Origin of the sequence: Nonlabens xiamenensis (assembly GCF_003865345.1) — a bacterium.
GTDB classification, from domain to species: Bacteria; Bacteroidota; Bacteroidia; order Flavobacteriales; family Flavobacteriaceae; genus Nonlabens; species Nonlabens xiamenensis.
Window position 1 is genome coordinate 587467 of record NZ_RMVE01000002.1, and the last position, 13486, is coordinate 600952.

Consider the following 13486-nt stretch of genomic DNA (forward strand, 5'->3'; position numbering starts at 1 on the left):
GATTTAGATATTCCAGTCTTATTGTATAGTGAAATCAATGGAGCTCACTACAAGTGCCGTACAGGCTTTTGAATAGAAATCGTCGTGAGTTTTGACATTAGAATCCGGCCCTGCAATCTGCACAACACTTAATCCTGTACTGGCGGTATCGCTGGGAGCCATGATGGTGACACGCATCAGGTATTTGGATGGATTTCCACTTTCTGCATCAGATTTTTCCATGGCTGTAGCATCGGCAACCCAAAATTCCTTACCAGCCATCGACTGTTTGCTTTCTTGAATATCTTCAATTTTATAATTGAACTCAAGAACGCTCGTGGAGTTAGAAAGGATGCTCTGCATCATCTTATCCTTGTTATCTACATTCATTCCCGTGGCGCTCCAGCTGTTGAGGCGCACCTGTTCTACGATTTTGTCTCCATCGCGTTTTACAAACTTGGCATAGGTACCGTAACCTTTGCCTTCTTCTGGCAACTCGTGTGGTACATCGCTATAATAAGAGATCGTGAAATGGAGGGGATCTAATCCGTATTTCTGGTTGTAGGCATCGTCTACAACAAGCGTTTTTTCTTCGCCACAGCCCTCGACGGTGACTTTGTTAGATTTTTGGTCGCAACTGATAAAGAAAGTTGCGCAAAAAAGAGAAAGAAGGATGATTCGGTTTTTCATGATCTTTAAATTGATATCGTAAAGATCAGATGTTGCCGGTGGCTATACCATAGGGCAACTGTCGTATTTAGACTACTGAAACCACCACAGGTAACAAGCCAAATTACACATGGCAGCAGCGATCAATATCCCGGCACTTATTTTATTGAAAAGTAACCAGCCCATCTTCTTAATACTGTAAATCAATAATGTAATACCCAAGAATAAAACAGGTAAACTCAAATAGGTGGCCATGGCATAAAACCACATCCAGCTGGTGCATAGCGACCATACCGCGGCTGTAGTAAGTACGATCCTTACCAGCACAAAACCTACGCGCTTGCTGTACTGGGCGATAAGTATAACGACCAGGGCGACACCTATTGCGATACCAAAAACCGTTGCAATAAATGGAAGTAAATCTTTCATATTATTCCTGTTTAAGCGTCGTGGGTAGTGTACTTACCCATGAGACATCTGCCGACGTGTCGCCCGCAGTAGTGCCATCACTATAATAGATCCTGCGGAATTTAAATTCGCGCAATGGTCCTTTAAGATCTGATCCAAAGAGATGATAGTACATAGTCCAGTCGCCCTTCGGCGCAGTAATCCTTTTGCTTTTCAAGGTAAATTCCGATGTTTCCCTTATGAAATGAATAAAAGGATCATTGGGTTGCTTGGCCATTTTACTTGTGGTCTTTAAGTCCTGCTCGATCCATTGCGTTGTTGTATCATAATCAGCGTTTTTTTGCTCGAGTCTCCTTCCATCGCTGTAAATTGTGAGCAGGCTGTCATAGGCACTTATTGTTGCATAAAGCTTTTCGCCGTAATAATATGAGGCTTTTTTTACCACGCGCCTACCAGACATGACACCATCAGCAGTTTTTACTGTTTTGTACCAGCCATCGTGGTAGCTGTACGTAATCGTGTCTTTGGACATGATCGCATTTTGCGTAAGTCTATGGATACGTCCATTTTTATCATATTCTACTTGATAAGATCCCATGTTTTTAGATCCATAGGTTGCTGGCCTACCCTTCTCGTCAAAATCATAAACTGTTTCTCCCGTGCTATTACTTATCGTTTTGGCTAGGTGGCCATTCTTATAAGTATAGTCAATCTGGTAAAGGCTGGTATCGCCATTTGTCACCCAGCTCCTGATCGCTCTCGAGAGCAGCTGATCTGAATTGTAGTAATGTTTATCAGTAATGCTGGGTACCAACTGATCATCTACCATTTTATAGGTAATTGTCATGATGCTGTCCACAGGCTTACGAAATTTTACTGGCGAGTGCTCCTTTCTCACTTGTGCCTCTACTGCCATAATGGGCATGAGCAAAAGCGTCATCGCTATAATAACGAGGCAATTGGTTCTATCCATCATGATTGTGGTCTTTTTGATTTTAATTCTGCGCGATAAGCATCATAGGCAGCTTTGTCATAGGTCAGATTCAATTTCTCAGCGATTTTTTCGGGTGTCCATTCTTCACCGGTAATCGTTCCATCTTTATAGGTGATCTCTCTGTGCGTAGCATAATACTGACCATCCTTAGATTTATCCACACGCAAAACCCAGTTGCCACGCTCGTCATATTCATAGCTTAAATCTCTTGTAACGCGCAATTTTCCAGTGGTTTTCAAATCGTCTCCATGGTCGTTCACCGTGATGGTCCTTGAGAGTTCTTCCTCACCATTTTTGATGTTGTATTGGGTTGTTTCGCTTTCGCGAAAGCGAGAGATCAACGACATCACCGGCTCACCAGTCTTATGCATATAAAACTCCTCTCGTTCCAGCTCCTGGCCGTCATAGACATACTTTGTGGTCCATTCTTTATTGCCATCTCTTGAATAGGACTTCTCTATAAGCTTATTATCCTCATCATAAATAAGATCGAGTAATCCAGAAAGACTGGAGGCCTTGATCATACGGTCTTGATTATCATATATCAAACTGTCTTTATACTGAACTGTGCCGTTGCGGTGATAGGTGTAGACCTGTGGTAGTCTATTGCCAGAATCCCAAAGTGAGCTGGTCTCCAGCATTTGATAGCGACCACCGTTAACTTTTTCTTCCCTGAAATTCTCCAGATAACCCTCATTGAAAACAAAGTATGAGGTTGCGTATCGATTGAGTTTTGACTTGTCTCGGTACGAATTGTATTCCGTTTTCTCTACAGTGAGTACGTTGTTGTTCTTCAGCTCGTATTTCTGTAGGAGATAGGGAATCTGATCGCCCTCGGCAAGTTGTGTATACTCAATCTGGCAACAGGTTTGCTCGCATGAAAGCAACCTAGTTACTACAGATACTATCATCATTTTTGAAATCCACGTCATGTCTTAAGTTTTCTTCAAAACTAATTTCAAGCTCCATTTTGCACCATTAGGCAATTGGCGTATTCCATCAACAGAAAAATGTAAAAAGGATGACCGCTAGCCTAAAAAAAACTCAATTAACTTGTAATTAACCCGAATTACTTGTAGCAACATTAATTTTAGAAAAAACAAGATGATGAGTGATCAAGCTTTACTACAATCCATCCAATTAGGAAATGTTTCTCTAAAAAATAGAATAGTCATGGCCCCCATGACCCGTTGTCGTGCAGACAATGAAAAAAACGCACCCGAGCAAAAACACGTAGATTATTACACCCAACGCACCGGTGCAGGACTGATCATCACCGAAGGTAGTGAAGTAGCTCCTGGTGGGCGTGGTTATCCCAATGTAGCAGGTATATATAACGATGCGCAAGAAGCTGGCTGGAAGAAAGTGGTGGAAAGCGTACACAAAGCCGATGGTAAGATATTTTTACAGTTATGGCACGTAGGGAGAATGTCTCTACCAGATTATCACGACGGCAAGAAACCATGGGCACCAAGTGCTATTAATCCTGAGACCGAAATGCGTAACGCTCAAGGCGAAAAAAAGCAGACCGTCACGCCACATGCCATGAGCATTGAAGAAATCAAGATGGTGGTCGAAAGCTTTGGAGAAGCAGCAGGTCGCGCAAAAAGAGCAGGTTTTGATGGAGTGGAAATCCACAGTTCCAATGGCTATTTGTTACATCAGTTTTTTAATAAAAACAGCAACACCAGAACAGATGAATATGGTGGGAGTATGGAAAACCGTTCGCGTATTTTCTTTGAAGTCTTGGAAGCTATTAAACAACACTTTCCAGAAGGAAATATTGGTTGCAGATTCAATCCGTCGCTTCATGGTACTTTTGGAATAGAAGCTACTGAAGAAAGTATTCCATTTTTTGAATACATCATGGATAGACTTAACCGACACCACCTGGCCTACGTACACTTGAGTGAGCCCTTTACGGATGTAAGTGATGTAGATTACCTGGTCACTGATATTGCCAAACACTTTAGACCCATTTACAAAGGTAACCTCATGATCAACAACGAATTTGATCGGGAGTCAGGGAACCAGGTGATTGAGGAGGGACATGCAGATTGTGTGGCTTTTGGAAAACTATTTATCTCCAACCCTGATCTGCCCAGACGTTTTGACCTCAAAGCTGAAACCGCAGAATGGAATGAGGATACTTTCTATACCCCAGGTCGTGAAGGATACACGGATTATCCTACATTGAAAGAGAAAAGAACATTGGAAGCATAAACCAATTCAAGTTGAAAAGCAAAAAGGACCACTCTTAAAAGTGGTCCTTTTTTATGCCAAAGCTTAAGGAGAATAAAATTTCTCTACCATAGTATGCGTATATTAATTTCTAGTTAGCCACTATCTTAATAGCCTTCAAAATCGAATCCGATATTTAAAAATACCGCATGGGATGTACTTACTTGGTCATGTTTGATCCACGCACCAACACCTAAATTCAATTTACCTAAATCAGCTGTCAACTGAACTTTCCCTGGTATACCGAACTTATTGCCGATAGAGTCGGAATAGTTGGTATTACCAACACCTGTAAAAACTTCAAAAGCCAATTGTTGATTTAAAGGAAGAATGCGACCGTATTGTAGAAATTGATGATTGTAGGAAATACCATCGTTCTCTGAAGCACCAATACTCAATTCCAAAAGGTTTTTCTTGTACCCTACAGATAGCGCAGTGCTGATGTAGAAATTATCAAAATTAAACAAGCGAAAACCAGTTTCTTCTTCCCTCATATTTAAAGCCTCTGAGACAAAATTGGCCTGGGCACGACCTAAACCCACATCAATTCTATGCACATACACCTCTGATTTTTCCCCGTCAGCTTTGTTATTAATGGCGCTAGCTTCCTTGATTTGTTGTACAGAATCAACCTTCTCTTGACGTCGAAGTCGGTCTTCCTTGCCGGGAATTCTCACCAGCGCATTGACGCCCAACTCAGGTATAATCTTTTCCTGATAGATATTTGCTCCTAAGTGCGTAGAAACAGCGAAAGCTTTAGAGAAGTTATAAGTCAAATCTGTTGAAGTCCACAGTACTGGATAAATTTTTTCATCATGCGTTGTGAGCTCATTCACTTCGCTTGTGTATTCCCCTTCATATCTTAGTAACCCTAGACCTCCATAACCTTTCCATTCCAAGATTCCTGGTTTTGTTATAAAGGACCCTATGTTTAAAGAATTGAACCAGTATTTGTTGAGATCACTAGAAGATCGCCTGTCCGTCGTCGATTCGGCATAAAGTCCATTTAATTGAAAAAAAGTGTTTTTATACCTGGCGTTGACGACATAGTTGTAATTCTCAATATGATTATCCGTCGGTAGATAAATCAACGACCCTCCTATACCGAGAGATGTAAGTCTAAATTTGCCGTTAGAAGTTTTTTGGACAATTTCCTGTGCATTAGATACTACCACGCACAGCAGTAAGGCGACAATTATTAATTTTCTCATTTTTAGTTGGTTTAGTTTAAAATATAAACTATTTCCATCAAAACGTTGTTTTCAGTAAGAATAGTATAATTATTTAACGTTAAACATCGTTACTAGATATAAGTTCTAAGGTTATTCTTTACGTCAGATCCTAATGGAAGTTAGCGGTAGAATTACAAATAAAGATGGAGGTTGTGACGAAGTATGGGATGATCAGTCAAAAGACAACAAGGATATGAAATGACATACAGCGATATCCGTATGTTCTAGTGATGATAAAACTGTCAGATGAGGAGCTCATCAGCTGGACTACATGCAACATGAATTGTAGCTTCTGAAGCAGCTATCTTTTGACCAATCCCAAAAGTAACAACTGCGGTAGTTCTTGCTCCATCCCTTGAATTTCTTCCTCAGAACGTTTAGGTATAAAAAGATATAATGACCTTAAAGTACTTAACAAACTATAGAGCAAAGTTTCCACATTCATTTCTTGAAATTCGCCATGTTGTATACCGGCGTTTAGAATTTCTCTAAAGTCCTGCTCATACTGTTTTCGCATCTCCATGTATAATTCATATTCACGACCTTCCAAATGCATCCAATCATTATTCAACACAGCAAGCTCATTGGTATATGTTATAGCGATACGTATGTGAAGAGCAATGAGCTGTTCGGCTTGTTTGGCAGAAGACGGACCGGCAAATTTTTGATCAGATTTTACCCTATCCATGCCTAAAGTAAATTCCTTAGCCACTTTTAAAATCAACAGCGATAAAATTTCCTGTTTCCCAGAAATATGGTTGTAAAGACTCGCCGCTTTCATGCCCATGGCGTTGGCCAAATCCCTCATAGTAACGGCACTATACCCGCGCTCTTTAAAAAGTTGGGCAGCTATTTTAAGAATTTGGGATTTTCTATGGGTCATCACAAACAAAGATAATTCACAAAAAATGATCAATTGGTAAAAGAATGTCAAACCCGTGTTTTACAACAGTCAAACTTTTAATTTTGTAAACTAACTCAATGCCATGCCCGAACAAATTCCGTCCAATCCGCTGATTGATCGTTTACCGCCGCATCTTAAACAGTTTATCAAACCCCAAAATTACGAGCTTTACACAGCACAGGATCAGGCGGTATGGCGACATGTGATGCGTAAAAATGTGGAGTATCTAGGGCAGGTGGCTCATGGTTCTTATTTACAGGGGCTTAAAAAAACTGGTATATCGATAGAAGAAATTCCTTCTATGTACGGAATGAACCGTATTCTTAAGGAAATTGGATGGGCCGCAGTAGCCGTGGACGGGTTTATTCCTCCGGCTGCCTTTATGGAATTTCAGGCCTACAAAATTTTGGTGATTGCGGCAGATATACGCCAATTGGAAAACATTGCCTACACCCCTGCCCCAGATATCATTCACGAGGCGGCAGGCCATGCCCCCATTATTGCCAGTCCAGATTATGCAGAATACTTGCGGCGTTTTGGGGAAATAGGTAGCAAAGCGATTTCCAGCGCGCACGATCATCAGATGTACGAGGCAGTCAGACAATTATCCATTCTCAAAGAGGCAGGAAGTTCACAGGTAAAACAAGAGCTGGATCAACAAATAGAAAATGCTGAAGCCGAGGTAGAACGCCTTCAGGCCAAAAAAGTGGCCCCCAGCGAAATGTCTCTCATACGCAATTTACATTGGTGGACCGTGGAATATGGACTAGTAGGCTCATTAGAACAACCCAAAATCTATGGAGCCGGACTACTGTCCAGTATTGGTGAAAGTAAAAGCTGCCTATCTCCAGCGGTTGAAAAACGTCCTTATTCCATTGATGCCGCATACCAAGATTTTGATATTACAAGGCCTCAACCTCACCTTTATGTGACTCCGGATTTTGCTTATCTAAGCGAAGTGTTGGAGGAGTTTGCCAATACAATGGCCGTACGCAAAGGAGGGCACCGAGGCCTGCAGAAATTAATCGACTCTAAAAGTTTAGGCACCATTGAATTGAGCACCGGACTTCAAATTTCTGGCATTTTTAAGCGCATGATCACCAATGAAGATCACGAAGTGGTATATGTGGAAACCACTGGAAAAACTGCCTTAGCTTACAGGGAAAAGGAATTGATCGGCCACGGCACCGCCACTCATCCAAAGGGTTTTATCAGTCCGCTGGGAAAATTAAAAGGTATCAATCTCGCTATTGAGGATATGGGACCTAGAGATCTCCAAGCATACAATTTTTACGACAACCAGCGCATCGAATTCACTTATGAGAGTGGAATCCGGGTGGAAGGATTGAATGTGACTGGTATGCGTAATATCAAGGGGAAACTGATGCTGATCCAATTTGTAGATTGTACGGTAACTTATAGAGATGAACTTTTATTTGCTCCTGAAGACGGCATGTTACACTTGGCTGTGGGGAAGGAAATCCTGAGTGCTTATGCAGGTCCAGCAGATCATCATAGTTTTGAACTGGTTGATCAAGAAAGCCCTTCCAAAACCATCAAACCTAAATATTCCAGACGCGAAGAGGAAATACACCAGCTTTATCAAAAAATCAGACGATTAAGGGAAGAAGATAAAATCAATCAGGATCAGTTGGTTCGCTTTCGCGAAAGCGTACAAACCCAATATCCAGAACAATGGTTGTTGCTCGAAGAAATAGACGAATTACTTGAGCATTAGACCGAATTGATCACTCGCACCACAGTTCCATTTCCTGTAATGGAAGAAATTTCCAGGGAAGCGTCTAATTTTATTACAGCTCTTTGAACCATGTCCAATCCAGATCCATCAGGAAACGCCTCCTGCTGAAATCCTGTACCGTTATCATGAATGATCAAGGTAAATACATTTTCTTCCCAAGTAGCAATGACAAATACAAAATCGGCTTGTGCGTGAATGACCGCGTTGTGCAAACACTCCGTTAGGATTCTTAAATAATACCAAACTTCTAAAGCAGAAAACCTCAGTTCCCCTTGCTCTGGGAAATTGATTTTATAATCTAAATCTGTATCTATTTTATCTCGACAAAAGGCTTGCAATCGTTTGGTATAATCTTCAAGGTCAGATAATAAATGTACTGGCTTTGCCGATGCCCATTCAACATACATCAGGTTCATCTCTTGTTTGTAGGGGTCAGTTATGGGTAAGCTGGACTTATTTTCTGCCTGTATGATTTCCCACTGATGTTTCCAGTGTGCAGATGAATAGCTTCCTGTTCCTCGATGAATACCTAATTGTCTTTGATGGGCTTCCCACTCTTCGCCCATCCAACTAATGATAAACCCAATGATCAAACCAAAACATATGTAAATGACCACTTCCATCAATTAATGACTTTGCAAAGGCATGGTTAATGTAATATCTGTACCGACCTTTTTGGCAGTATTTATCTCCAACTGGGCTCCTAACTGCTGAGCACGTTCCTTCATATTGTGCAATCCATTGCCACTATTGGCGTGTTGAGGGTCAAATCCTTTTCCCTGATCCCAGATTTTTACGGTAAGTTGATCCTGATCATCACTCAGGTGTATTTGAATATTTTCCACATCGGCATATTTTACGGCATTGTGTATGGCTTCCTGAATGATTCTAAAAATATGCATCCCCTGTACAGCATTAAAAGCTGGGTTATGGGTAATCTCTATGTCTAAATGCACAACAGGCATACCTTCTTGATTCTGGCTTAAAGGAGCAATAAATGTAACTATACGATCTTTGATATCCTCCAAACTAATCGCCGATTTATTCATGGCCCAAATGGTGTCCCGCAACTCGCTCATGGTTTTCTTGGTGAAATGACTTAGACCGTCTAGTTTTTCATTGGCCAATTCAGGTTCTAGGTTTTGGGCGTATTTTAAATTGTCCAGGGAACTACTTAAAAAAGTGAGTTGGCTACCAATATTATCATGCAAATCCCTTGAGATACGCAGGCGTTGTTCCTGTAGTTGTTGCTGGGTTTCAATCTCTGCCAGCGCCAATTGTAATTCGTTTTTTTGTTGGCGCTGTATATTCCTGATACGTTGTTGTCGATAAAAAAAGAAGCCGAGCAGGATAATAAAAATGGCAGCCGCAATTAATAGCGAAATATATCGGTTACGCTCGGTGATGGCCAGTTCCTTTTCTGCCAGCTCTGCCCTTTGTTCTGCGATTTCCTGTTCCTTTTGTGCTGTCTGGTATTTTTCATAATACTCCTGCGCTTGTGCTGTGCGCGCTGTTTCTTCATATGAATCGCGCAATCGCAATGCCCTGGCATAGGCAGCAGCACTACCACGGTGGTTTTGATCCAGGGCCAGTAATCTCGCGTAAATGGTCTCTATTTCTGACATTCGTTTGTACTCAGTGGTATCCATAAGAGTGATCGCCCGTTCGACGGTAGCTATTCCTTTATCATACTGACCGTCCAATTGATACATTTCGGCCAGAGTGACTAGACTATTGGCATGCATGATCCTGTTGTCCAATTCGGCATAAATTTTCTGTGACTTATCGGTATAGTAAATAGCGCTATCCAACTGACGACTTATTCTAAAGTCTACGCCAAGATTTTGATATACTATAGCGAGTCCCCTGCGGTCATTGCTTTTCAATTTTGCCTGAATGGCTTTTTTGTGATAAAAATAGACAGAGTCCTTATTACCTAGTCTGGTATGAGCGTTGGCGAGATTGGTATAACTGGCCCCCAAACCATAGAGATCGTTCGTCTTTCTGCGAATTTTTAAAGCTTTGAGGTGATTATATCTGGAGTCGGCATATCGGCCCAGATCATATAAGATCAAACCCATATTATTGTAAATACTGGATAGTCCGCGCTCATACCCCACGCGTTCAAAGGCTTCTGCACCTTTGACATATTCTGACATGGCCATTTCCAGTTTATCTTGCTTCCAATAGACCAGACCTTTGTCATTGTGCACATTTCCCATCGAAATATAATCCTTGCGAGGGGCAGCAATCGCAAAAGCCTGATCATAGAGTAGTAAAGCGCTATCCTTTTTTGAGGTGACATCATAATAAATCCCCTTACGTATCAAGGCCTGTGTATGCAGATAAGGATAATCAGTTGGTGAGGTTCTTGCCATCACTTCTTCTGCCAAAGCCTTTGCAACCTTAGGCTGAGAGTATACATATTTAAAAAAGTTCTGATTGAGCTCCTGGTACTGCAAGGAATCTGTCGGTTGCAAGGCTGCGGCCCTTATCAAAGAATCCACCACAGCTTGTTGAGAAAAGGCCGTTTGCAAGCAACAGAACAACGAAAATAAATAGACTCTCACGAAGGAAAAGTAGTATTTTTTTTGGATTTTTAGTTGAAGTCTGCCTTTTTGCCTACTGAGCTATTTTCTTTGACGTTTCGTGCTGATCATGATCATATCGCAAATTTACCTGACTTCCCTTATCAGGCTTGGACTGAATATCAAGTGTGGCACCCATTTCTTCAGCGCGCTTTTGCATATTGGACAAGCCGTTACCTGCCTGTACCTGCTCTTTATCAAATCCATTGCCGTCGTCTGTTACCTGAATGTTTAGTTGTTTTTCTTTATTGGCTATTCGAATTTCAATAGTAGCCGCACCCGCATGCTTTACCGCGTTATTAATAGCTTCCTGAATAATACGATATAAGTGCATGCCGTTAATATTACTAAAAATAGGTAAAGGTGATTGTAGAAGACTATCCACTGTAATTTGTAATTCACCACCCATGGCGACGGTCAATTGTCCAGCCAAAGCACTGGTACGATCTGCAATTTCTTGAAGATCGATCCGCTCTTTATTCATCGCCCAGATGGTATCTCTTAGTTCGCTAATGGTTTGTCGGGTGAATTTGCTCAGATTGGTAATGGTCATGGCAGCGGGAGAATCTGCGGTGCTCTGTCGGAATTTTAGATTATCCAACGAAGAAATCAAGTAGGTGAGTTGGCTCCCGATATTATCGTGCAGATCTCTGGATATGCGCGATCGCTGATCTCGAAGACGCTTTTGGTTATCTACTTCGGCTTGGGCTACGGCAAGTTGTTTCTCTTGTCGTAGTCGTTGTTGCTTATACCTGGATTGTCTCCATAAAAAAAGTGTGCCCAACGTAAGTAGTACCAACCCCATCAACACCCAACTGATGATGCGGTTGCGTTTTTCCAATTCAAGCTTATTTTCTACCAGACTATTTTGTTGTTTTAGTATTTTCTTTTGTTGTTCTGCGGTTTTATAGCGTATTTCTAAATTGGCAATTTTTTCTTGCAGGTTAGCATTGGATATGGAATCCTTCAGGGCCACATAGTTTTCCAGATAAGAATAAGCTTTGTCTTGACTGCCACGCTCGTTGTAGATTTTTGATAGGTATTTATTCAAGCGCATTCTTTCAGAGGCCATCCCATTATTTTCAATGAGTGGTTCTGCGATCATTAAATATTGGGTTGCCAGATCCTCCTGACCTTGCTGGAAATAATTGATCCCTAAATTGAGGGCAGCAACCCGCTCTACTTCTAAATCACTTTGATCACGCCCCATATCATATAATTGTTGATAGAAGTGCATCGCCGTATCCTGTTGGCCCAGGTATTTTTTGACCAGGGAAAGGTTATTCAAGGCTTGAAGTTGGATCTTACCCAACTGCAGGTATTTTGCGGTCTTGCTGATAGATTTGAGTTCTGGTTCCAATTTTCTAACACTGGTCGTATCAGCAGATTGGGAAGCTATTTCAAATCGTACGCCAGCCATATTAATCCTGGTAGTTAATGCCTCTGCTTCCAAACCTAATTGGGATTTTAGGCTGGCTGACTTTTCATAAAAACCCAAGGCGCGCTCGGGTTGTTTCATTTCGTCATAGATCAATCCCAGATTGTTATAAGATTTGGCCAATTGCAAAGTGTCTTTTAATCGAGTAGCCAGTTCGGCCGATATTTCATGCACCTCGAGACCACCTTCTAGATCTCCCAAATAAGTCATGGCAGCGCCCATATTATTCAGGTAGCGCATTTGGTCCTTGTCTTGATTTGCTTTGACCGCTTGCTGATAGGCTTTTTCAAAAAGATCGTAGGCTCCCTTAAAATCCCCTTTATAGAATTTCAATATCCCCTGATCGCCCAGGTATTTGACCGTCAAGTCATAATTTTCCATCAGCAGGATGTTGTCTTCAATTCGGTCATAGATGATCTGAGATTCCTTGTATGTTCCTTGTTGTGTGGCTTGCATGGCTTTATCCAACTGGGCGACCAAAAAAGTAGAATCCTGGGCACGGTCTTGCGTTTGTACTGTCTGAGTTAGAATAGTAACAATTAAATAGACAAACTTGTAGAAAAGGGATAGCGATATTTTCATGCGGGTAGCTTTAACATTGTAAAAAGATCATCTAAGCAGCTAGATCAAATTAAGTTATTGCGTTTGGCTTTTTCTACCGCTTCCAGTTTGGAATGCACTTGAAGTTTTTTGTAGATATTTTCGATGTGTTTTCTCACAGTACTGGGAGAAAGAAATAAATTATCGGCAATTTTAGTATAACTCAGTCCTTTTCCCAATTGCTCTAGCACTTCCACTTCCCTGGCCGATAATTGGAATTGTTCTTGATCCTTTAGCTCAAAACTTCCAGGATTGCGCAATAACCTCAGTGTCTTTTGTGCGATAGATGGTGTCATGGCGGCGCCGCCTGCAATGGTTTCTTCTATACCCTTTTTTAAAGATTCTGGATCTATATCTTTAAGCAAATAACCATCAGCTCCAGCCTGAATCGCATTAAAAATCAATTCGTCGTTGTCAAAAACGGTAAGCATGATCACCTTAATTTGCGGATAAGTTTTCTTGAGAATGTCTGTAGCATCCACACCATTCATGACTGGCATTTCTATATCCATCAACACGAGATCCACATGCGGATTATCCTTTAAATTTTCTAAACATTCCTTTCCATTGTTGGCGGTAAATCTGAGGTCAAAATCCTCAAAAAAGCTTAGTTTCTCTTTGGTGCTATGGATCAAAAAACTGTTGTCATCCACAATGACATAACGTATAGGCAT

General features: G+C 41.3%; 12 protein-coding genes. 2 read left to right on the plus strand and 10 right to left on the minus strand.

Features of this window, described 5'->3' with window-relative positions:
- Window positions 1–18: 18 nt before the first annotated feature.
- The 4 genes from EGM47_RS07665 to EGM47_RS07680 form a co-directional block, all read right to left on the minus strand.
- Window positions 19–669, minus strand: coding sequence for a hypothetical protein (locus EGM47_RS07665; protein ID WP_124980183.1), 651 nt, complete (start codon window positions 667–669; stop codon window positions 19–21).
- 72 nt (window positions 670–741) lie between these two features.
- A complete protein-coding gene (locus EGM47_RS07670) occupies window positions 742–1077 on the minus strand; it encodes a hypothetical protein (RefSeq protein ID WP_124980184.1) in 336 nt (111 codons plus the stop codon).
- A gap of 1 nt (window position 1078) precedes the next feature.
- Entirely contained in the window at window positions 1079–2032 is a 954-nt protein-coding gene (locus EGM47_RS07675) for a hypothetical protein (RefSeq protein ID WP_124980185.1), read from the minus strand.
- On the minus strand, window positions 2029–2982 hold the full coding sequence (locus tag EGM47_RS07680) for a hypothetical protein (RefSeq protein ID WP_124980186.1): 954 nt from the start codon (window positions 2980–2982) through the stop codon (window positions 2029–2031). Before EGM47_RS07680 ends, EGM47_RS07675 begins: the two co-directional genes overlap by 4 nt.
- A 172-nt stretch (window positions 2983–3154) precedes the next feature.
- Between EGM47_RS07680 and EGM47_RS07685 the strand changes: the two genes are divergently transcribed.
- Complete coding sequence (locus EGM47_RS07685) at window positions 3155–4273, plus strand: alkene reductase (RefSeq protein WP_124980187.1); 1119 nt, start codon at window positions 3155–3157, stop codon at window positions 4271–4273.
- 125 nt (window positions 4274–4398) lie between these two features.
- Here EGM47_RS07685 and EGM47_RS07690 read toward each other — a convergent pair whose 3' ends face one another.
- The gene (locus EGM47_RS07690) at window positions 4399–5502 is read right to left on the minus strand and encodes a hypothetical protein (RefSeq protein WP_124980188.1); all 1104 of its coding nucleotides are present in this window, start codon (window positions 5500–5502) and stop codon (window positions 4399–4401) included.
- Window positions 5503–5824: 322 nt separating this feature from the next.
- Window positions 5825–6406, minus strand: coding sequence for a TetR/AcrR family transcriptional regulator (locus tag EGM47_RS07695; RefSeq protein ID WP_124980189.1), 582 nt, complete (start codon window positions 6404–6406; stop codon window positions 5825–5827).
- A gap of 103 nt (window positions 6407–6509) precedes the next feature.
- On the opposite strand from EGM47_RS07695, the gene EGM47_RS07700 reads away from it, so the two are divergent.
- The gene (locus EGM47_RS07700; RefSeq protein ID WP_124980190.1) at window positions 6510–8165 is read left to right on the plus strand and encodes an aromatic amino acid hydroxylase; all 1656 of its coding nucleotides are present in this window, start codon (window positions 6510–6512) and stop codon (window positions 8163–8165) included.
- Here EGM47_RS07700 and EGM47_RS07705 read toward each other — a convergent pair.
- The 4 genes from EGM47_RS07705 to EGM47_RS07720 are packed head-to-tail and all read right to left on the minus strand — an operon-like array spanning window position 8162 to window position 13486.
- A complete protein-coding gene (locus EGM47_RS07705) occupies window positions 8162–8809 on the minus strand; it encodes a sensor histidine kinase (RefSeq protein WP_124980191.1) in 648 nt (215 codons plus the stop codon). The two genes, EGM47_RS07700 and EGM47_RS07705, sit on opposite strands and share 4 nt — an antisense overlap.
- 3 nt (window positions 8810–8812) lie before the next feature.
- Window positions 8813–10756 carry an ATP-binding protein gene (locus tag EGM47_RS07710; RefSeq protein ID WP_124980192.1) on the minus strand — a complete coding sequence of 648 codons (1944 nt, stop codon included), beginning with the start codon at window positions 10754–10756 and terminating at the stop codon, window positions 8813–8815.
- 52 nt (window positions 10757–10808) lie between these two features.
- Window positions 10809–12794 carry a tetratricopeptide repeat-containing sensor histidine kinase gene (locus EGM47_RS07715; protein WP_124980193.1) on the minus strand — a complete coding sequence of 662 codons (1986 nt, stop codon included), beginning with the start codon at window positions 12792–12794 and terminating at the stop codon, window positions 10809–10811.
- A gap of 44 nt (window positions 12795–12838) precedes the next feature.
- A complete protein-coding gene (locus EGM47_RS07720; protein WP_124980194.1) occupies window positions 12839–13486 on the minus strand; it encodes a response regulator in 648 nt (215 codons plus the stop codon).

Bases quoted from the DNA above. Each gene is read 5' to 3' on its own strand.
- EGM47_RS07705 (WP_124980191.1), bottom strand. From the start codon at position 8,809: ATGGAAGTGGTCATTTACATATGTTTTGGTTTGATCATTGGGTTTATC.
- EGM47_RS07670 (WP_124980184.1), bottom strand. From the start codon at position 1,077: ATGAAAGATTTACTTCCATTTATTGCAACGGTTTTTGGTATCGCAATA.
- EGM47_RS07720 (WP_124980194.1), bottom strand. From the start codon at position 13,486: ATGCCTATACGTTATGTCATTGTGGATGACAACAGTTTTTTGATCCAT.
- EGM47_RS07675 (WP_124980185.1), bottom strand. From the start codon at position 2,032: ATGATGGATAGAACCAATTGCCTCGTTATTATAGCGATGACGCTTTTG.
- EGM47_RS07690 (WP_124980188.1), bottom strand. From the start codon at position 5,502: ATGAGAAAATTAATAATTGTCGCCTTACTGCTGTGCGTGGTAGTATCT.
- EGM47_RS07715 (WP_124980193.1), bottom strand. From the start codon at position 12,794: ATGAAAATATCGCTATCCCTTTTCTACAAGTTTGTCTATTTAATTGTT.
- EGM47_RS07700 (WP_124980190.1), top strand. From the start codon at position 6,510: ATGCCCGAACAAATTCCGTCCAATCCGCTGATTGATCGTTTACCGCCG.
- EGM47_RS07685 (WP_124980187.1), top strand. From the start codon at position 3,155: ATGATGAGTGATCAAGCTTTACTACAATCCATCCAATTAGGAAATGTT.
- EGM47_RS07665 (WP_124980183.1), bottom strand. From the start codon at position 669: ATGAAAAACCGAATCATCCTTCTTTCTCTTTTTTGCGCAACTTTCTTT.
- EGM47_RS07695 (WP_124980189.1), bottom strand. From the start codon at position 6,406: ATGACCCATAGAAAATCCCAAATTCTTAAAATAGCTGCCCAACTTTTT.
- EGM47_RS07680 (WP_124980186.1), bottom strand. From the start codon at position 2,982: ATGACGTGGATTTCAAAAATGATGATAGTATCTGTAGTAACTAGGTTG.